This is a genomic window from Pseudoalteromonas sp. KG3, from assembly GCF_030436385.1.
Lineage (GTDB): Bacteria > Pseudomonadota > Gammaproteobacteria > Enterobacterales > Alteromonadaceae > Pseudoalteromonas > Pseudoalteromonas prydzensis.
Map to the genome: position 1 here is coordinate 287914 of NZ_CP098524.1, position 20580 is coordinate 308493.

Sequence of the window (20580 nt, forward strand, 5' to 3'; positions counted from 1 at the left end):
TGGCATTACCCGTTTTAGCAATAATATTAACGATAATGGCGTTTATACCAAAAGTAACCACCGCTTACTGTAAAAAGTACAGGCGTAAGGGCAATGAACAACCAGATTATTTGCAACAGTGGTCCTGCAAAGTCACCAATATGAAACTTATATTTAAAGTTCCATGCTTGGGTGGTGAGGTTGGCGCGTGAGGCATCGTAAGATTGCAACACTGTGCCAGTATATTGATTGGCCCATACCCAACTGTACGCGTGACTCTCGCCTGGATTTTTTACTCTCAATGCGAGCGGTTCGCTGGCTTTTTTCGGCATGTAAATACGAAACAGTTCTGCATCAGGATAAATAAGCAACGCCTTATGTAAAGCGATGGCCAAGTTATCATGATCAATTGTATCGGGGACTTCGATGCTTGGCGCTTTTGGCCTTGGCTCTACCGTGTTTTGTGTAACAAACTCCAGTACTGCTTGGGTTTGTGTTTTCCAATTGAATGCCATGCCTGTGAAAGCAATTAATATCAATGGGATAAATAAGTACATGCCAATTACAGTATGTAGTTGGTAAAGCAAAATACGTAGTTTGGCTTTTGGTTTGATCACTAAACGTTTTAAGCGGTTTTTGGGTTTAAGCCAAATGTAGACGCCAACGAGCATATTAATAATAAAAATAAGTGCACAAACAGACACCCAATTACGCAAGGGCCGCTTACCGTCACCATCTTCGTATAGCAACCAGCGATGCAATGCCATGGTAAAACCATAAATCGTACGGTAATAATCATACTGATGAATAATTGTACCAGTATAGGGATCCACACTTACGTACTGTTTGTTGGCCAGCTGCGCCTGCCATGCGTAATCTGGATTTTGTTCTGGCATTAATAATGTGACGGGTTGCTGAGTGTGTAATGTAATGGTGCTCAATAAAATAGGGTAGGCAATCACATTGTTATTATTGGGATTTTCTACTGTCCAGAGCTGTGGCTGGACAAGCCGCTGGATATCTTTGGCATACACAAGGATTGCGCCAGTAATACTTAAGCAAATCAAAAACAGCCCACTCACTAATGTTAGTATTAAATGAGTACGACGTAGCCACAATTTTAACAACTCACACACCCTGTACTTAAATTATAAAATGCGATGATAAATGAGAACTGTTTTCAATAAAATTCGATTAAGCGCAATGATTATAGTCAAGTTTTTGTTATTCACGGCGCTCAATAATACAGTGTTCAATGGCAAATTCATCATGCAAATAGTTTTTAACGTCAGCAAGCACTAGTTCAGTGGATGGGGTTAGCGCCAGTTCACAGCACGTTTGATTATCATCGAGTTGCCAGACTTTAAGGCTGTGTATTTGCTTAATCGCAAACTGTTTGCACAGCGCAGCGCTTACCTTGTTGCGGTCAAAGTCGTCTGGGGCGGCTTGCATTAAAATTTTACAGCTTGCAATGAGTAACAACACACCGTGATAAATTACATAAGCCGAAATTAAAATTGTCGCTATTAAATCAACAATGTACCACTGATAAAGAATGATCAATGAGCCTGCTACAATTACCACAATAGACGCCATCGCATCTGATATATTATGAACGAATGCGGCGCGAATGTTCATGCTATTTTTAGCACCCGCATTAAAGGTGAGTATCGCCGTAGCAATATCAATGATCAATGCTATTGCAGCCACCCAAACTACAATCCAGCCATCGATTGGGGCGGGATTAAAGTAACTTTCAATTGCTTCGACAATTAAAAAACCACCAATAATGATTAGCGTAGTGCTGTTCAATAGGGTGGCTAAAATTTCAGCTCGTTTATAACCAAAGTGGTAACGTTCATCAGCGGCTTTACTGCCAATTTTACGGGCGATGAGGGCGATAAAAATGGCTGCTGCATCACTTAAGTTATGCAGTGCATCAGCAATTAGCGACAAGCTACCTGAGACTACACCGCCAATAACTTGAGCTATTGTTAGCAGCACATTGATAAACACCGCAAAGCCTAACTGGCGGTTGCTTTGGTTGTCAGTGTCATGACTGTGAGAATGTTGATTTGCCATATTTAGCGCTTCTATGTATTTTTATTATGTTGATTTATATTAAGTGAGCGTTATCTTGAATTCAAGTATTAAGTGCAATCATTATGCAGCCACCAGAACTTCTGATTGCCCCGTAAATAATTCATGAGGGGTTTTATACCCTCTTGTTTTTCTTGGCCGATGGTTGAGCTTATCAACTGCCGCCTGTATCTCTGCTTCACTTAGCGCCATAAAGTCAGTTCCCTTGGGGAAGAAGCGTCTAAGTAAGCCGTTGGTATTCTCATTTATGCCCCGCTCCCATGATGAATAGGGATGAGCGAAATACACATCAGCTTCTAATTTTTGTGCAACATGCTCATGGTGAGCAAACTCTTTTCCATTATCTAACGTCACGGTAATAACCTTACCTTTATATGGTGTCATACACGTGATCAGCGCATCGGCTGTTATTTTCGCATGCTTGCTTTCAATTCTGTGAACGACTGTATATAACGTTTTACGTTCAACCATTGTGACAAGCGCATTTTTACGCCCTTTACCTATCACTGTATCGCCCTCCCAATCACCAATCCTAGACTTTGAATCCACAATACTTGGGCGTTCATCAATGCTGACTCGATTAACTATCTGTCCACGTTTATCATAGCTTCCATAGCGTTTTTTATACTTTTTACATGCACGAGTGAGTGTCTTATGTAGCTTGCCACCACGAGCCTTGTCTCTGTAAATATATTGATAAATTGTTTCATGATGTAAAACGACCTGTTTCTCTAAAGCTAAGCGGCCTGCCACTTGCTCAGGGGAAAGTCCGTCATGCAACAATTTATTAATCCAGTGAGTGACGTCCTCTGTTAACTTACTTGCTTTGAAAGATGACTTACGTCTTTGTTCAGCAAAGTTATTGGCTTGGTTAGGCCGATAGCCTTTAAGTCCTTTATTGCGTTTTAGCTCTCTAGAAATAGATGACGGTGAACGAGTTAGTTCTTCAGCTATCTGCTTTTGGTTATTTCCTGCTTTTATTAACGCGTAAATCTGGTATCTTTCTTCTTGTGTCAGCTGTTTATATTTCATTAAAGCAATTTCCTTTGGCGAGAAAATGGCCGAATTATAACAGCTGGCCATCTAATCTGAGAAATTGCACTTATTATCCGAATTTAGGTATTAAATTAGCCAGTGCTGGCATAATAATTAATAAAACTGTCTTAAATTCTTTGCAGGGCGATTAATATCTGTTAAGGTTATCGGCAATATCGTTTTTATGGAATTATTGCTTGAAGCAATCAGTGTTGTTAGTTTTAGCCATCTTACTACTTCAGCCCGTGCTGGACAGTTTTGACGTGGCTGATCATAACACTGCTATTAACACCACTTCGCAATTATTACACCAGCAAAGCGAACTTGATAAACATTGTATGATTAACAATGATCATGATTCTCACCAATTACAGCATCAACAACTAAGCAAAGCACTTGCGGATAACGCTGATGATGCTCATTGCCACGTCTGTCATATTTCTATTTTATTTACTGAGCCATGGCAGCAGCACGCTAATCTACCAAGTTACGATATTATTAGTTTAAACGATCCTGCGTTTAACTCTCGCTTACTCATTCCTGATCTACGCCCTCCGATCACAACCTTACTAAGTTAATTTTTTAGCTGGCCACTTTTGGCCACCGATTTATTTAGTAAGAGAATACGTTATGAATTTAAACAAACCGTTTCGGTTTGCTTGCCTATGTATGGTTGTATTAACTGCCACAAATACATTGGCTGCGCCAACGCCTAATACTGGCGATTTAAATTGGTTGTTGACGCAATTAAAACAACACCCAAATTTACAAGCTGATTATCAGCAATTACAAAGTGCGGAGGCTTCTGTTCGAGCCGCTGGGCAATCGTTATACAACCCAAACTTTGAATCGAGCCTTGAAAAAGAGGGTGATGCGAATAACTTTAGCCTCGGCTTGAGTCAAACATTTGATATTAATGATCAACAAGGTGCGCAATTAACTGCGGCGCAGCTAATGCTAAATGCACAGCAGCAAGAACTGCAACTGAGCTATCTACAACTTGTTGAACAAACCTTGATTGCGCTGATCAATTGGCGCAGCAGCAAAGCGGCTTTTCAACTTGCACAAGATCAAGAGCAGCAGCTTGAGCGATTAGTAAACGAAATTAAGCGCCGTCGGGTTGCTGGTGAAGTCGGCCTGCTTGATGAACAACTGGCTTTATATTCACTGTCTGAAATTTTGAATCAAACAGCACAACAAGCCAGTGCTTATGCCGATGCTAAATTGGCAGTTCAAGCCTTACTACCGGCATGGCGTGAAGACACTGCGCTCACTCCAGAGCGCTTACTTACTGGTATTAACACCAATACCAACACTGACAATGTGTTGCAGCATCCGCAGCTATTATTGGTTAAGTCACAATGGCAATATCAACGCCAACAAGCACGAGTGATCAAAGCTGAACGCGCTGTTAAACCCACTGTGGGGATTGCGGCGGGGAAAAATGGCGATGATAGTATTGTCTCGTTAAACTTCTCTATGCCTCTGAATATATTGAATGACTTTAGTGATGAATATCAGGCGTCTGAATTGCAGGCAATGTCGAAGGAAGCCGAATATCAAGCTTTACAGCGCACCATGACATTTCAAGCACAAGCGAGTAAAGAAGTGATGCAAGCTTATGCTCAGCGGGTAAAACGTTGGCAATCAATTAACCAAGCCAATGCAGACAGTAGTCTCGAATTGATTGAGCAACAATGGCAAAGCGGCGATATCAGCACAGCTGAATACCTTACGATGCGTCAACAACGTATATCAGGTTTACTTGCTGGCGTTGAGATTGTTCAGCAAAGTCAATTGGCAAGCGTTAATTGGTTAACTAAAAGTGGCCAACTTAGCAATTATATTATCACCTTTACACGTCCTCTCATTGATGGAGCTGCCTTATGAAGCGCTTAAATATTACTTTTTCTGCCCTTGTATTAATGTTTGCCAACTTTGTACCGGCAGCCACATCTACACCGCAAGATGTTGAACATGCCAAATCAGGCCACGAACACAGTGAAGCACAATTACAAGCTATGCATGTGCACGAAGCTGATGAAGCTCCTCACGAGGATGAACAAGCTGTTTCACAGCCGCAGCCAGAGCACGATGAGCAAGCTGGTGGGGTACGCTTAACAGACACCCAAATGCGCTTAGCAAATGTGCAGATCAGCAGGTTAGAAAAACGAGTTTACCAATCACAGCTTTACGCACCAGGTGAGATTAAAGCAAATGGCTATAGCAGCTATGTGCTGTCGCCTCGAGTTGATTCAATCGTGGTAAAACGCCATGCCACGTTAGGGCAGCATATTAAAGCGGGCGCGCCATTGGTCAGCTTATTTAGCGCTGAAGTTGCCAGTGCGCAAACCACTTATCGATTAGCGAAAGCTGAGTGGCAACGAGTGCAAAAAATGGGTAAAGGCACCGTGAGTGAAAAGCGTTTACTGACAGCTAAGGCTGAATACGAAGTAGCGCAGAGTCAGCTGGTGGCATTTGGTTTATCTAGCAAAGCGATTGAGCAAAGTGCAGATATTCCCGCTGAAAAACTCGGTGAATACACACTTTTCGCAGGCACCTCTGGTGCAGTGTTAAGTGATAATTTCGCTCAAGGTCAGCGAGTTGATGCTGGGATTGAGCTTATGCTAATTGCCGATGAGCGCTTACTGTGGGTTGAGGCAAAACTATCGGCAAATCAAACAATTGATATTGATGAAGGGACCACGGCTCAAGTTAAAGTTAATCAGCAAATGTATCCTGCAACGGTGATCCAAGAAGCCCATACGATTGATCAAGCCACACGCTCACGAGTGGTGCGTTTAAGTGTTAAAAACAATCAGCATACGCTGCATCCAGGTATGTTTAGTGACGTATATTTTGAATTTGCTACAGAGCAAAAAGTACTTGCAGTGCCTGAGCAGGCATTACTGAGAAACCCTGATGGGGATTGGGCGGTGTTTGTACAAGATGAAGATGGTGAGCTTATCTCGACAGAAGTTGAATTAGGCCAACGCTTTGCTGGTTTTCGTGAAATTAAAGGATTACCAGAGGGCACGAAAGTGGTGACTGAAGGCGCATTTTTTGTTGCGTCAGAGCAAGCGAAAGGCGGCTTTGATCCGCATAACCACTAGGAGCGACGAATATGTTTAATAAAATAGTTAATGCTGCTATTAGCAATCGATTACTGGTCTTTTTAGCGCTATGTGTATTAGTTGCTATGAGCGCTGTGGTGATCCCTAAATTAAATTTAGATGCGTTTCCAGATGTGACTAATGTGCAAGTGGCGATTAATACCGAAGCACCGGGTTTAGCTGCCGTTGAAGTTGAGCAGCTTATAACCTATCCCATTGAAGCGGTAATGTATGCGTTGCCCGATGTCGATCAAGTTAGGTCGATTTCAAAAACCGGCTTATCTGGCGTAACTGTGGTGTTTAAAGAAGGTGTGGATATTTATTTTGCGCGCCAACTGGTGTTTGAACGCCTACAAGCTGCAAAAGAGCTGATCCCAGAAGGAATTGGCTTGCCAGAAATGGGACCGAACACGTCAGGGCTTGGCCAAGTGTATCAATACTTATTGGCGGCATCTGGTGAGTCTGGTTTGGACAGTATGGCGCTACGTAGCTTAAACGATTGGATTGTAAAACTACTTATTTTACCTGTTGATGGCGTAACAGAAGTACTGTCGTTTGGTGGTGATGTTCGTCAATATCAGGTTAACCTTAATCCAAATAAGTTACTTGCTTATCAATTAGATCAGCAACAAGTTGTGAGCGCACTTGAAGAAAATAACACCAATGTGGGTGGCTGGTATATGAATCGCGGCCAAGAGCAATTGGTGATCCGTGGGACTGGCTGGTTTAATGCGGGTAAACAGGGATTGCAAGAAATTGCGCAAACGCCGCTGAAAACCATTAATGGAACGGTTGTTACTATTGCCGATGTAGCTGATGTGTCATTAGGCAGCGAAATCCGCCAAGGCGCGGCGACCATGAGTAAAAAAGATGCTGATGGTAATATTACATCGCTGGGTGAAGTGGTAACAGGCGTGGTGTTAAAACGTATTGGCGCTAATACTAAACAAACTATCGACGGTATCAGTGCGCGAATTGAGTTAATTAATCAAGCATTACCTGATGGTGTAACATTTGAACCCCTGTATGACCAAGCTGATCTGATCACCAAAGCGGTTGATACTGTGGTTGATGCGTTGTTGTTGGCATTTGTGTTTATTGTGGTGGTGTTAGCATTATTTTTAATGAATCTGCGCGCCACGTTATTGGTTTTATTATCGATCCCAATTTCAATTGGCTTAGCACTTTGCGTGATGGCGTGGTTTGGGCTCTCTGCAAATTTAATGTCATTGGGCGGGATTGCTGTTGCAATTGGTATGTTAGTGGATGGCTCGGTGGTTATGGTAGAAAATATCTTCCGTCATTTAACGCAGCCAAGCACTCAATCACACAGTTATGTTGAGCGTATTAAGCTAGCTGCTCAAGAAGTTGCGCGCCCGGTGTTCTTTGCGGCGTTGATCATCTTAGTAGTATTTATGCCATTGTTTAGTTTTGAAGGCGTTGAAGCTAAGCTGTTTCAGCCTATGGCAATCAGTATAATGTTAGCAATTGTTGCGGCTGTTATTGTGGCGTTGGTGATTGTGCCAGCGCTGGCGGTGTACTTATTTGCCAATGGTGTGACGCTAAGACGCAGTGTGGTGCTAGAGCCATTAGATAAAGCTTATAAGCTGTGTTTGGGCTGGGCAATGAGTGCGCGTAAAACAGTGATTGCCGTAGCTGCTGTATTAGTCGTGGTAGCGGGTGTGTTATTGCCGCAGCTAGGCACAGAGTTTGTGCCAGAGCTTGAAGAGGGCACCATTAACTTACGAGTGACTTTGGCACCTTCTGCTAGTTTAGATACTGCACTGGCAGTTGCACCAAAACTTGAAGCAATATTGCTTGAGTTTCCAGAAGTCGAATATGCCTTGAGTCGTGTTGGTCGCCCAGAAGTAGGCGGCGATCCAGAGCCAGTCAATAACATTGAAATATACTTAGGCTTAAAGCCTGTAAGTGAGTGGCAATCTGCTGATAACCGAGCACAACTGCAAGTGTTAATGGAGACAAAACTAGAGCAGTTCCCTGGTTTATTATTTAACTTTTCACAGCCGATAGCGACACGGGTGGATGAATTACTTTCAGGGGTAAAAGCACAGCTGGCGATCAAGCTGTTTGGTGCTGATTTAGATGTGTTGGTCAGTAAAGGTCAAGCTATTGAACAAGCTGTAAAAGGTGTAGCTGGCGCAAAAGATGTTGCCATGGAGCAAATTGCCGGTGAGGCACAATTGGTGATCAAACCAAACCGATTAGCGCTTTCTCGCTATGGGTTATCGGTGGGTGATTTAATGACCATTGTCCAACATGGCATTGGTGGTACTGCCGCTGGGCAAATAATTAATGCTAATGAGCGTTATGATATTTATGTTCGTATTGGCGCAGAATTTCGTGACAGCCCAGAAGCTATTGCAGACTTACGCTTATCATCACCGACAGGTGCTTTGGTACGCGTAGGAGATGTAGCAACGGTTAATATTGAATCTGGGCCGCCGCAAGTACGCCGTGACGATGTTCAGCGTCGAGTGGTGATCCAAGCCAATGTTCAAGGGCGCGATATGGGCTCTGTGGTTGCTGATATTCGTACTGCCATTAATGAACAAGTAGATTTACCGCCAGGCTATGGCATTAGTATTGGCGGTCAGTTTGAAAACCAGCAACGAGCACAACAGCGGTTATCTATCGTTGTGCCTATCTCACTGGCGTTAATTGCACTGCTGCTCTATTTTGCGTTTGGCTCGATTGGCCAAGCATTGCTGATCTTAGTGAATGTGCCATTAGCTGTGATTGGTGGTGTGGTTGCACTATATGTATCAGGCCAATATTTATCAGTTCCCAGTTCGGTGGGGTTTATTACCTTGTTTGGGGTAGCGGTACTTAATGGTGTGGTTATGGTTGAAAGTATTAATAACCGTGTGAAAAGCGGTGATAGCTTAGATACCGCTGCATTTAATGGTGCATTATCACGGTTACGTCCGGTGCTGATGACGGCATTAACCTCTGCACTAGGTTTGATCCCGATGTTAATTTCAACCGGTATCGGTGCTGAAATTCAAAAGCCATTGGCAACAGTTATTGTAGGCGGCTTGTTTACTGCAACATTTTTGACTTTATTTGTATTGCCTGTGCTTTACGCAAAATTTAGTCAGCAGTTCTACCGGGGTAATAACGACAGTAAATAGGTTTATTGTATAACCTAACACAAGGCGCATAAACTTGCGTCTTGTGTTATTTAGTGCATAAATATACCCAAGTGCTTACGTAAGTGATTAAATATATTAATGTTGATAATGGAAATACGATGCTAAACAGCCTGATAAAGAATAAAGGCCAATCCATACGGACCAAACTGATTGTCACTTTTATTGTAGTTGCGCTTGCGCCTTTATTCTTAATGTCTTGGTTCAGTTTTCAACATGTAAGCAACTCTCTTGAAAAAAGTGCCCATACCGAACTTGGTGAACTAAGTAGTATTGGTAAGCAATTTGCTGATATTTGGTTTGCTGAACATATTAAAGATCTTTATTTATTAAATGATCAACTCAGTCACAGCCAGCTTAATAAACAACTATTGATTGATGAGTTTGTTGCTCGCTATGATTTTGTTAATGAAATTCATATTATTTTGTCGCGTTACCTATGGTAGATAATCAACGCGGTTTACATGCAATAATTATAGTGGATGTTAATTTTCAAGGTCTGCTCGATAATTTAGAGCATATCCATAATAACAATGAAGAACTGACGTTTTTTATCGTCAAAAATGGCGAAATAACGGGGGCTCAATTACATCCCGATTTATTGCCAAAGGCTGACTTTTTTACAAATTCGGCAAATACTGAGCATGTTTTCACTTACCATAAAACAGATAATACCCTGCATTATGCTATTTTGACTGACTTGAATTTTGCCAATGCTACCGGCTGGCAGTTGTTGGTTGAGAAACCCGCAGCCGTGATGTTGCAAAGTGCCAGTGACTATAAGTTTGCAGCCGTACTTGCCAATGGTTTGGCATTTTTAGTGATTTTAATCTTATCGTGGTGGTTTGGACGGCGTTTATCTCGCCCGTTTATTATTCTTGCCAATGCCAGTGCAGAAATCACGAAAGGTGAGCGCAGTAATATTCCTATTTTGGATGATAGCAGTGAATTACATCAGCTTTCGATTGATCTAGAACATTTAGTTAGCAGCAAAGTCCAGCAACAAGAACGGCTTGAACAGCAAAGTGCAGAACTGCAATTGGCTTTGCAACAATTAGCGGAACAAAAAAGTGCTCTCGACGAGCACGCTATCTTTTGGTTGAAGATAACCCCATTAATCAGCAGGTCTCTAAGCTGATGTTAGGCAAGTTAAACTATGAAGTGACCTTAGCGGAAAATGGCCAACACGCGATCGATATTTTAGCCGTAGCACCAGCGGGGCGTTTTCACTTAATTTTGATGGATTGCCAAATGCCGATTATGGATGGTTTTGATGCCACACGTGCTATTCGTGCAGGACAGGCTGGCAGCAAACATCAGCAGCTGACCATTATAGCGTTAACGGCTAATGCAATGGATGAAGATAAACAGCAGTGTTTAGCTTGCGGTATGGATGATTACCTTGCTAAGCCAATCCAATTACAAACGCTCAAAGATAAACTTGAGCAGTATTAACACGCAGTAAAAAAGAGAATTTATGACCGATATTATTTTAAGAGACGCAGTTCCTAGCGATGCTGCAACAATTTTGCACTTTATTACTGAGCTTGCAGTGTATGAAAAAGAACCCGATGCAGTAAAAACAGACGAGCAGGCAATTTTAAAAACCTTGTTCAGTGAAGGGGCCACAGCACACAGCGTTATCTGTTTAGAGGAGGATACCCCCATCGGCTTTGCCGTTTATTTTTATAATTACTCTACCTGGCTTGGTAAAAATGGCCTGTATTTAGAAGATCTTTATGTTAGCCCTGATAGCCGTGGTAAAGGTGCTGGCAAGTTAATAATGCAACATTTGGCACGCCAAGCTATAGCTAAAGACTGCGGGCGTTTTGAATGGGTGGTACTTGATTGGAATCAACCTGCCATCGACTTTTATAACAGTATGGGCGCTGAGCCCCAAAATGAGTGGATTATTTATCGATTAACAGGGCAAGCGTTAATTGATTTTGCAGAGAAATAAAACGCAAAAGAAATATAAATAAAAATCATTTGCGTTTAGTTGTTTTGATGTGTAAATTAAACACATCAATTAATCTGCGCAGGTGATTTTTATGACACAGTTTCAGCGTACTACGGTCGCAGAACTTCCATGTGTTGATCAGGCTCTGAGTCCTTGGCAAGCCAATATTATGGCGGGTAATTACGCTTTTGAACGAGGCGCTTTACTTGAGGCGAGAGATAAATACACAACCGCACACACTTTGGCCTCACATCTTTTAAGCCAATTTAGCCAAGCCACAATATGCACAATCTGTGCTCACTGCGATTGAACATTGCTGCCCTGCGCTGGTTGTTGCGGCGCACAATCTAGCCGACACTTACCGCGCAATGAACCAAACAGAGCAAGCCTGTCAGTGGTTGTGCGATGTACACATCACCTTAAGTCATTTAATTATGCATCCATGCAATACGGTACGTACTGTGGTGGCGCACCATCATCACAAAACTTACCTAGAGCTAGTGCAGTTTGCCAAAGTACATAATCATCAACCTCACTTGATTGACAGAATAAACCAAACATTAAGTTATACACCCGACCAACATATTACATTGCATTGAGCAATCAACCCTATGCCCTTAAGGAGCAATCATGGCATTTACATTACCCGCGTTACCCTATGAATATGATGCATTAGAACCACACTTAGATGCTAAAACCATGGAAATACACCATACTTTGCACCATCAAACGTATATTAATAAAGCCAATGCGGCACTTGAGAGTACCGAGTATGGCGATACGGATGTGCATGAGTTATTAGCAAAGATTGAGGTTTTGCCAACTGAGTTACAAAAAGTGGTGCAAGAGCACGGTGGCGGTCATGCAAATCATTCATTATTTTGGACTGTAATGAGCCCTAGTGGCGGTGGCCAACCAACAGGCGAGTTATTAACCGCCATAAATGCGCAACTTGGCGGCTTTGACAGTTTTAAAGAAGCATTTACTGCGGCGGCGGTGAGCCGTTTTGGCAGTGGCTGGGCCTGGTTAAGTGTCAATAAAAATAACCAGCTTGTGGTGGAAAGTAGCTTAAATCAAGACAGTCCATTAATGCATGGGCATACGCCGATTTTAGGTTTAGATGTGTGGGAGCACGCCTATTACCTTAAATATCAAAATCGTCGTCCTGAATATATTGCCGCTTTTTATAATGTAATAAATTGGGCTGAGGTTGAGCGTCGTTATTTAGCTGCAATCAGCAAATAAAGGTTGAGTGCCGAAAATGGCTAGTAAACTGTGGTTTTTCACGTACTCTATAAGCAGATGTATAGTTAAGAGCACCTTATGGATACTAGCCATTGGCAACTTGCCAGACAAAGCCGTGACCATCGTTTTGATGGACTCTTTTTTATCGCCGTTAAAAGCACCGGTATTTATTGTCGGCCGATTTGTCCTGCCCCTACAGCAAAAGAGCAAAACGTAGAATACTTTCAATATGCACACAATGCTGCGCAGGCTGGGTTTCGTCCGTGCATTCGCTGTCGCCCTGACAGCGCGCCAGGCAGTAGCGCATGGCAAGGTACTAAAACCACAGCGCTGCGCGCTAAACAGTTGATAGACAGTGACTTAACAACGCAGCAAAGCTGTGAGCAATTAGCTGAGCGACTAGGAGTGAGTAGCCGCTATTTAAGGCAGCTTTTTCAGCAACATTTTGGTATTTCAGTCACTCAGTATCGATTATTTAATCAGTGCCATTTTGCAAAAAAATTATTACAAGAAACAACGCTGCCGGTATCCCAAGTGGCATTTGCGGCGGGCTTTAACAGTATTCGTCGTTTTAATGATGCGTTTTTACAGCAGTTGCATATTTGCCCTTCAAAAATGCGTGGCGAGCGCAGCACAACAAGTGCCGTGCTGACCCTTAAATTACCTTTTCGGCCTCCTTATAATTGGGCTGCGCTACAGCAATTTTTAGCCAAGCGGTTAATTTCACCTTTGGAGTGGCTTGGCGAAACACATTATGGTCGTAGTTTTAAAAATCAGCATTGCCAAGGCCAGTTCACGGCTGAATTTGTAGAAGATAAACATCATTTTCTAGTCAGCATTAATATTGACCAGCCGCGTTTTTTACAGCCTGTTTTAAGTGAAATTCGCAGAGTACTCGATTTAGATGCTGATACAGCGCAGATAGAACAGCATTTAGCCACCAAACTAGATGGCGCGTTGCCGTTAACTCAGGGACTGCGGTTGCCGGGCATTTGGTCTGTTTTCGAAGCGGGTATTCGTGCCGTGCTTGGTCAACAGGTCAGTGTCACTGCCGCGCATAACTTAGTGACTCTGCTGGTGACTGAATTGGGGGAACGAGATGGTGAGCGGGTGTATTTTCCAACCCCAGAGGTGGTGGCAAACAGTGAGCTGGCATTTTTTAAAATGCCGCAAGCGCGAAAAAATGCACTGTGTAATTTAGCGCAATTTTGCGCCGATAACCCTGATTGCCAGCAGCTAGATCAATGGCTGGCGCTCAAAGGAATTGGTCCTTGGACTGTTAAATATGCAAAATTACGCGGCCAAAGTCAGCCCGATATTTTATTAGCGGGGGATTTAGGCGTTAAAAAAGCACAGGCGGGGGCAAAACCATTTAATGATGAGCTATGCGCACCATTTCGCTCGTATTTAACCTTTCAGCTATGGCAGCAATTAATATGACCCTGATCCAAACCAGAATACCCAGCCCAATTGATGACATTATTATTCAAGGTAATCAAGATGGCGTAAGTTATGTCGGTTTTTACCCTGTTATAGAGTGCCAAGACACCCCGTTTGCAGAAGTTGAGTTGCCGCATATTTTAAATTGTGCCGCGCAACTTAATGAGTACTTTGCAGGTGAGCGTACAGACTTTGATGTCACTTTAGCGACCCAAGGCACTGTTTTCCAGCAAGCAGTATGGCAGGCGCTAATCGCAGTGCCATTTGGACACACACAAAGTTACTCTGATATTGCTAATGCATTAAGTAACCCCAAAGCTGTGCGGGCGGTGGGTGCTGCCAATGGTAAAAATCCGATCAGCATTATTGTGCCATGTCATCGGATCATTGGCGCCAACGGTAAACTTACTGGTTATGCAGGAGGTTTAGCGCGTAAACAATGGTTACTAGAACACGAAGGGATCATCTAAACTTTTTTATATTATGACTAAACAATTTGTTTTTTCGGTCTACACTTTAGTTATTGATGTCTAAGGGTTACAGATAAAATGAAAGCAAATAAGCGTGTTAAGGAAAACCGATGGGGCGTTGTGTTATTGTTTAGTTGTTGTGTACTGTGGCTAAGTCCCTTGCAAGCAAAAAGCACAGAGCTTATTTTTTGCTATGAAGATAAAACTGCCGCATCGCATTTTTTAAGTGAGGGCAGTGATGTACCACTGAATGCTCCTGATGCTTTGCTAGATGTGATGCAACGTATTGATAATAAACTTGCCGAGGTGTCCATTCGTTATGTACAAAAACCATGGCAAGCTTGTTTATCGGATTTACGCAGTAATAAAGTCAATGCAGTGATAGCGGGGTATCGCGCTGATCGCACTGCATTTGGCCAATACCCACTGACGAAATCGCAGCAACCAGACGCTTCACTGGCTTTAGCCGAATTCAGTAGTTGTTTAATAGGCAGCAGTAAGTTTCATAAGCAGTGGCAAAGCCGCGAAGTATTTCAAACAAAAGCATTTACGCTTGCAATCCCGCAAGGTTATAAATTAAATAAAACCCTTGCTCAAGAACCCTTTTTTATCGAGCATACAGCATCTATCGATAAAGCCATTGAGTTAATAGCGCGTGGGGTCGCTGATGCCAGCATTGAGCTGTGTCAAATTGGCCGCCATAAAGTCACTAGCCGCCGAGATAACTCAACAGTAAAAACCATCTATCCACCGGTTACCACAGCGCAAGGATATTTGTTGTTTTCAAAAACATTTTATCAACAACATCAACCGCTCAGCGAGCGTATTTGGCGTGTTTTAGCAAACCAAGATAGCGCTAAGCTGTTTGTTGAGCATCTTAATCAAACTAATCAAGTGGCCAGTACTGATCGATATTAAGCAGTGTTGATTGCTCTTTTTGGCAACTGTTTAGAGCTTACTAAGCTCACTGGTTAAATATAGGAATGTTAAAAGGTGATGTTCAATCAAGATTAAGGTAGCATTAGCGCACTTTTTTCAGGGCAGGCACTTCCATGGCACAGCTGTATTTTTATTATTCTGCAATGAACGCAGGTAAATCTACCACGTTATTACAATCAGCATTTAATTACCGCGAACGGGGTATGGAGCCGGTTATTTTAACTGCCGCGTTGGATGACCGTGCCGGTGTTGGCAAAGTGTCATCGCGAATAGGTTTACAGGCAGATGCACATATTTTTGATGCAGAAAAAGATGTGTTTGAACTGATCCAACAGCTTAATAGTGAGCAAAAGCGCCACTGTGTGCTGGTGGATGAATGCCAGTTTTTATCTCGCGAGCAAGTCATGCAATTAACCGATGTGGTTGATGAGTTAGGTATTCCCGTATTGTGCTACGGTTTACGTAATGATTTTAGGGGCGAGTTATTTAGCGGCTCGCAATACTTACTCGCTTGGGCAGATAAGTTGATTGAGCTAAAAACAGTTTGTCACTGTGGACGTAAGGCAAACCACGTATTACGTACTGATGAAAATGGTGAGGCAATTGCCGATGGTAACCAAGTAGAAATTGGCGGCAATGATCGCTATGTATCAGTTTGCCGCAAACATTATAAAGCTGCGTTAAACATGCAGCGCAGCAGTTAATTCAGCTATAAATAGTTCTATATCAGCGCGAGTAACACCTAAGTGCATCACTAAACGTAAGGTTTTATTTGGGCTGATCAATATGCCTTTTGCTTTTAGCTGCTGCGCTACTGAATGAATATTTATCTCATCGGCAATATGGGCGTACACCATGTTAGTGGTATCTTTTGCTAAATTGACGTGAACCCCTGCAATTTTTTTGAGCAGCTGCGCTAAGAAACGTGCGTTGGCGTGATCATCTGCAAGTCGGCTAACATTGTGTTCAAGCGCATAGTGCCCCGCAGCAGCGAGCATTCCCGCTTGGCGCATACCGCCGCCAAGGACTTTACGCCAGCGTCTTGCTTTATTGATAAGCTCAATAGAGCCAAGTAATAATGAACCAACCGGTGCGCCTAATCCTTTTGATAAACAAACAGAGACAGAGTCAAAATGACGGGTAATTTCAGTAATATCTACTTGCAGTGCAACAGCGGCGTTATAAACCCGAGCACCGTCTAAGTGTAGCGCTAATTGATGCTGTTGCGTAAATTGGCGGGCTTTAGCTAAGTAACTAATTGGCAGTACTTTTCCGCCTATAGTGTTTTCTAGGCTAAGCAAGCGGGTATTTGCAAAATGAAAGTCATCGGGCTTGATTGCCGCGCGTAGTTTGTCAAAGCACAAGCTGCCATCTGCTTCATTTTCAATTGGCTGTGGTTGAATAGAGCCAAGTACAGCGGCACCGCCGCCTTCGAATTTATAATTATGTGCTGCTTGCCCACACAAGTACTCGTCACCTCGTTCACAGTGCGCCATTAATGCCAATAAATTAGCTTGAGTACCGGAACTACAAAATAAGGCGCTGGCAAAACCGTGACGTTGTGCAGCAAATGCTTCAAGTGCATTAACACTGGGATCATCGCCATACACATCGTCACCTAAAGGTGCGGTGTGCATAACATCACGCATGGCTTTACATGGCAGGGTTACGGTATCTGAACGAAAATCAATCATGGTGCCTCCTAGGCTGTAAATTGTTGGCAGATCTCTGCACGAGTAGCTTGATCAAAATAGCTCCATGCAATAAAGCGGCTTACTTTTTGGCCTTGCGCCATCTCTACTACTTTTACTTCAGCAACTGGCAGTTTCTGTAATTGAGCGTGCAGTGCGGGTAACGTGTCTTTTTTGGATACCAGTGAGGTAAACCACATGCATTGCTCTGCGAACTGCTCACTTTCGATGATCATATTAACAATAAATTGTTGCTCGCCACCTTCACACCATAACTCATTATGTTGGCCACCAAAGTTAAGTACATTGCTTGGGCTTTTACCTAAATTTTTCCATTTACGTTCACTGCCTTTACTGGCCTCTTCTGCACTTGCGTGAAATGGCGGGTTACACAAGGTTAAGTGAAATAGATCTTTACTATTAATAACACCTTTAAAAATCTGCTGTGGATTTTTTTGCTGTTTAATGGTGATTTTACGTTGATTAAATTGTACCAATTGCTTAGCAAGTTTAATTGCAACAGGGTCAATATCACTTGCGGTAAAATGCCAGTTATATTCATGGCTACCAATGAGCGGGTAAACAAGGTTTGCACCGGTGCCAATGTCTAATACTTTTACATGTTTGCCGGTGGGAATTTGCCCGTTATTGTCAGCGGCTAATAAGTCAGCAAGGTAATGAATATAGTCTACACGACCGGGAATAGGTGGGCACAGATAACCCACGGGAAGATCCCAAAATTCAACATTGTAATAAGCTTTTAACAGCGCTTGGTTGAGTATTTTAACTGCTTGCTCATCACTAAAATCAATACTCTCAGTGCCATTTGGGGTGAGCACTATATAGGGTTTTAACGCAGCCACTTGGCTCGTTAGATACGCTAAGTCATAACCTTGATTATGGCGATTGCGAGGATGGAGTTTTGATTTTAATGGCATTGATTTCATAACAGATAATTAGCTTAGCAAACAAAAAAGTTATTTTACCAGAGAAATACATTAGCGTGTGATCTTGTTTAAAATACTGGTAGGATGAGTTACGGTTCAAAACAATGACAACAAGGAACTGAAATGGCGATTGTACAAGAGTCGGTGTTTATTAAACTTACCGAACAACAAACATTACATTTACGCAGAATTGCAGATAACAGTAACGAGGCAGGCCCTGCGGTATTCTTTATGCATGGTGCTGTGGAAAATGGCAAAATATTTTATACCCATTCGAATAAGGGCTTAGCGCCTTTTTTGGCTGAGCAAGGCTACGTGTGCTATGTAGCTGATCTAAGGGGACGGGGTCAGAGCAAACCGGCTATTTCAAAGCATGCTGATTATGGTCAAACAGAAGCCATTATTGAAGATATCCCTGCTTTTATTGCGAAAATTACCGAGCGGGAAGGAAAGCCGCCAGCCTACTGGGTAGCTCATTCATGGGGCGGTGTATTGATGAACAGTGTGTTTGCGCGTTTCCCTCAGTATATTAATGATGTAAAAGCCTGTGCTTACTTTGGCACTAAACGTTCGTTGTACAATCATCATCCGCAAAAATATTTGCAAGGTAATCTGATCTGGTATTTTTTAGCGCCAATACTGGCAAAAAAGCATGGTTATTTACCGGCTAAAAAACTCAAATGGGGCAGTGATGATGAAACTAAAAAGTCGCACTATCAAAGTATGCAATGGGCTAAACGTAAACCCTGGATAGATTCTGACGATGGTTTTGATTATGCACAGACAGTAGCCAGCTTAACATTACCACCGACCTTACATATTGGTGGTGTGAAAGATAAGGCGCTTGCGCAACAAATTGACATTGAAAAATTTATTGCAGAGTCAGGACTCGGCGTGCAAAAGCTGCAAATGTACGGCAAACAGCATGGCCACCAATTTGACTATGATCATATCAATATGTTGACTCATCCTAGTGCTAAACTCGATCAATTTAAGGATTTGCTGGCGTGGTTTGAGCATCATTCAATAGCGTCTTAAGAGGCGCTTCAAAGCGTTTCCAGCGCTCTAGCGCATTGCTATTGAGTGGTTGACGCACTGACGCTTTACTGAGGGTTGTTACCGCATTCTTTGCTTTATAAAAATCCAAACATTGCGCTTCAAATTCAGCCCCTAAAAATGTAAACACGCGTGTTAAAGTGCTGATAGGATCAGCAACGAGTTGCTCATAATGAACGTTTAAAATCGCATCCGGTATTGCCTGTTGCCAATGCGCCATTAACGTTTGGTATAAATCAAAGTAACGGGTAAATTCAGGTAGTGAGCAAAAATACGGTTCATTTTCTGCAAAGTAATTGCTATAAACAGACCAAGCCGTGGCATTAAAGTCGCGTTGTAAGTTAATGAATTTAGCATTTGGAAATAAACAATAAATCAGACCAAGTGATTGATAGTTAGCCGGAAGTTTATTGATCATAAAGGCACGGATCGGCTTCGCTTGTTTTAATCGCGCAGTATAAATAGCACGGGCTTGCTCAATTAATTGCGGGGTGAGTGCATCCATACATTCCGGGTAAGGAAGCTTCGTGTGTTGTTCAATAAATAGCACCACCTGTGAACTAATGCAACGGTCTTCACCTAGGCTTGCAAACTCACTATGTGAAGCTAATATTTGCTCTAATAATGTTGACCCGCTGCGTGGCATACCAATGATAAATACCGGTGTAACCGTGCCGCTAAAGCCAGGTTTGATTGTAGTAAATAAGCTCTTTGGGTTGTAGCGCATAATATTTTGATAAAAGGGCGTTAATTGTTCCGTGCTGAAATTACTCAATTGTAGCTGTAGTTTATTCGCCAATTCATAATAATTAACTGCTTGCTCTATATCATCGAGCTGATCATAACTTTTTGCTAGGGCGTAATAACACACCATTTTTAATCGCAGGTTATTTGTTTGCGTCAGTAAATGATGCAAATTACTGATGTAATTATGCTGTTTGTCAAAGCGACCAAGTTGCACTAACTCAAACAAGATATAGGCAGTTACTGGGTACAACCCGATACTCAAAGCTTGAGCAAAAGTGGTGTGTGCTTTGTCTAATTCGCCATGGGTTAAATAATGTTGTGCTAAATAATAGTGTGGGTCTGGGTTATGGCTGGCAATGCTTTTTGCATATTCAAGTACCGTTAATGCATCGTTTGGTGAATTAACGCCATTAAATGCATCAGCTAACGCGTGCAGCGGCTCCAACAAATTAGGCAGTCGTTCACAGGCTTTTTGTAATAAATAAACCGCTGCGTCATATCGCTCTAATCTAAGGGCTATCCGGCCTAAACCAAACAGTGCTTCGCCATTTTGTGGATCGGTGTTTAGCAAGGTTTTAAAGTGAAACTCTGCTTCTTGAAGTTTATTTTCGGCAAGTAATTGATTGGCTTTTTTCAGTAGCATACGTCACTGCTGTTTGTTTTTTTAGTTACTATAGAATGAAAAAGG

The 20580-nt window shown here is 42.5% G+C and carries 22 protein-coding genes; 16 read left to right on the forward strand and 6 right to left on the reverse strand.

Annotation, left to right across the window (positions count from 1 at the left end; translation table 11 throughout):
* Window positions 1-26: 26 nt before the first annotated feature.
* The 3 genes from NDQ71_RS19750 to NDQ71_RS19760 form a co-directional block, all read right to left on the reverse strand.
* Window positions 27-1106, reverse strand: a complete 1080-nt coding sequence (locus tag NDQ71_RS19750; RefSeq protein ID WP_301562996.1) for a PepSY domain-containing protein — start codon at window positions 1104-1106, stop codon at window positions 27-29.
* A gap of 97 nt (window positions 1107-1203) precedes the next feature.
* Window positions 1204-2061: a cation diffusion facilitator family transporter gene (locus tag NDQ71_RS19755; RefSeq protein WP_192542559.1), complete on the reverse strand. Its 858-nt coding sequence runs from the start codon at window positions 2059-2061 to the stop codon at window positions 1204-1206.
* A gap of 81 nt (window positions 2062-2142) precedes the next feature.
* A complete protein-coding gene (locus tag NDQ71_RS19760; protein WP_086959932.1) occupies window positions 2143-3111 on the reverse strand; it encodes an IS30 family transposase in 969 nt (322 codons plus the stop codon).
* A 200-nt stretch (window positions 3112-3311) separates the two neighbouring features.
* Between NDQ71_RS19760 and NDQ71_RS19765 the strand changes: the two genes are divergently transcribed.
* The 15 genes from NDQ71_RS19765 to NDQ71_RS19835 all read left to right on the forward strand — a co-directional run bounded on the left by NDQ71_RS19765 (window position 3312) and on the right by NDQ71_RS19835 (window position 16155).
* Window positions 3312-3692 (forward strand): hypothetical protein, encoded by a 381-nt coding sequence (locus NDQ71_RS19765; RefSeq protein WP_301562997.1) that lies wholly within the window; start codon window positions 3312-3314, stop codon window positions 3690-3692.
* A gap of 52 nt (window positions 3693-3744) precedes the next feature.
* Window positions 3745-5004 carry a TolC family protein gene (locus NDQ71_RS19770; RefSeq protein ID WP_192541207.1) on the forward strand — a complete coding sequence of 420 codons (1260 nt, stop codon included), beginning with the start codon at window positions 3745-3747 and terminating at the stop codon, window positions 5002-5004.
* On the forward strand, window positions 5001-6227 hold the full coding sequence (locus tag NDQ71_RS19775) for an efflux RND transporter periplasmic adaptor subunit (RefSeq protein WP_192541208.1): 1227 nt from the start codon (window positions 5001-5003) through the stop codon (window positions 6225-6227). The genes NDQ71_RS19770 and NDQ71_RS19775 overlap by 4 nt, the downstream gene beginning before the upstream one ends.
* A gap of 11 nt (window positions 6228-6238) precedes the next feature.
* Complete coding sequence (locus tag NDQ71_RS19780) at window positions 6239-9379, forward strand: efflux RND transporter permease subunit (RefSeq protein WP_301562998.1); 3141 nt, start codon at window positions 6239-6241, stop codon at window positions 9377-9379.
* 119 nt (window positions 9380-9498) lie between these two features.
* Entirely contained in the window at window positions 9499-9843 is a 345-nt protein-coding gene (locus NDQ71_RS19785) for a hypothetical protein (RefSeq protein WP_301562999.1), read from the forward strand.
* Window positions 9837-10535, forward strand: coding sequence for a hypothetical protein (locus NDQ71_RS19790; RefSeq protein ID WP_301563000.1), 699 nt, complete (start codon window positions 9837-9839; stop codon window positions 10533-10535). The genes NDQ71_RS19785 and NDQ71_RS19790 overlap by 7 nt, the downstream gene beginning before the upstream one ends.
* Entirely contained in the window at window positions 10535-10852 is a 318-nt protein-coding gene (locus NDQ71_RS19795) for a response regulator (protein WP_263973419.1), read from the forward strand. Before NDQ71_RS19790 ends, NDQ71_RS19795 begins: the two co-directional genes overlap by 1 nt.
* Window positions 10853-10874: 22 nt before the next feature.
* On the forward strand, window positions 10875-11357 hold the full coding sequence (locus tag NDQ71_RS19800) for a GNAT family N-acetyltransferase (protein ID WP_064665129.1): 483 nt from the start codon (window positions 10875-10877) through the stop codon (window positions 11355-11357).
* A gap of 91 nt (window positions 11358-11448) precedes the next feature.
* Complete coding sequence (locus NDQ71_RS19805) at window positions 11449-11667, forward strand: hypothetical protein (RefSeq protein ID WP_301563001.1); 219 nt, start codon at window positions 11449-11451, stop codon at window positions 11665-11667.
* Window positions 11651-11956, forward strand: coding sequence for a hypothetical protein (locus NDQ71_RS19810; protein ID WP_301563002.1), 306 nt, complete (start codon window positions 11651-11653; stop codon window positions 11954-11956). The genes NDQ71_RS19805 and NDQ71_RS19810 overlap by 17 nt, the downstream gene beginning before the upstream one ends.
* 31 nt (window positions 11957-11987) lie before the next feature.
* A complete protein-coding gene (locus tag NDQ71_RS19815) occupies window positions 11988-12602 on the forward strand; it encodes a superoxide dismutase (protein WP_064665127.1) in 615 nt (204 codons plus the stop codon).
* Window positions 12603-12680: 78 nt separating this feature from the next.
* On the forward strand, window positions 12681-14042 hold the full coding sequence (locus NDQ71_RS19820) for a DNA-3-methyladenine glycosylase 2 family protein (RefSeq protein WP_301563003.1): 1362 nt from the start codon (window positions 12681-12683) through the stop codon (window positions 14040-14042).
* Window positions 14039-14512 (forward strand): methylated-DNA--[protein]-cysteine S-methyltransferase, encoded by a 474-nt coding sequence (locus NDQ71_RS19825; protein WP_192541214.1) that lies wholly within the window; start codon window positions 14039-14041, stop codon window positions 14510-14512. The genes NDQ71_RS19820 and NDQ71_RS19825 overlap by 4 nt, the downstream gene beginning before the upstream one ends.
* A gap of 78 nt (window positions 14513-14590) precedes the next feature.
* Window positions 14591-15430: a hypothetical protein gene (locus NDQ71_RS19830; protein ID WP_064665124.1), complete on the forward strand. Its 840-nt coding sequence runs from the start codon at window positions 14591-14593 to the stop codon at window positions 15428-15430.
* Between the two features lie 134 nt (window positions 15431-15564).
* Window positions 15565-16155, forward strand: coding sequence for a thymidine kinase (locus tag NDQ71_RS19835; RefSeq protein WP_064665123.1), 591 nt, complete (start codon window positions 15565-15567; stop codon window positions 16153-16155).
* Here the strand turns inward: NDQ71_RS19835 and ltaE are convergent.
* Together ltaE and rlmF are read right to left on the reverse strand one after the other, a co-directional pair.
* On the reverse strand, window positions 16132-17145 hold the full coding sequence (ltaE, locus tag NDQ71_RS19840; RefSeq protein ID WP_301563004.1) for a low-specificity L-threonine aldolase: 1014 nt from the start codon (window positions 17143-17145) through the stop codon (window positions 16132-16134). The genes NDQ71_RS19835 and ltaE overlap by 24 nt on opposite strands.
* Before the next feature lie 8 nt (window positions 17146-17153).
* On the reverse strand, window positions 17154-18089 hold the full coding sequence (rlmF, locus tag NDQ71_RS19845) for a 23S rRNA (adenine(1618)-N(6))-methyltransferase RlmF (protein ID WP_192541217.1): 936 nt from the start codon (window positions 18087-18089) through the stop codon (window positions 17154-17156).
* 123 nt (window positions 18090-18212) lie between these two features.
* On the opposite strand from rlmF, the gene NDQ71_RS19850 reads away from it, so the two are divergent.
* Complete coding sequence (locus NDQ71_RS19850; protein WP_283709146.1) at window positions 18213-19127, forward strand: alpha/beta hydrolase; 915 nt, start codon at window positions 18213-18215, stop codon at window positions 19125-19127.
* Here the strand turns inward: NDQ71_RS19850 and NDQ71_RS19855 are convergent.
* Entirely contained in the window at window positions 19081-20535 is a 1455-nt protein-coding gene (locus NDQ71_RS19855; RefSeq protein ID WP_301563005.1) for a tetratricopeptide repeat-containing sulfotransferase family protein, read from the reverse strand. The two genes, NDQ71_RS19850 and NDQ71_RS19855, sit on opposite strands and share 47 nt — an antisense overlap.
* Between the last annotated feature and the right edge of the window lie 45 nt (window positions 20536-20580).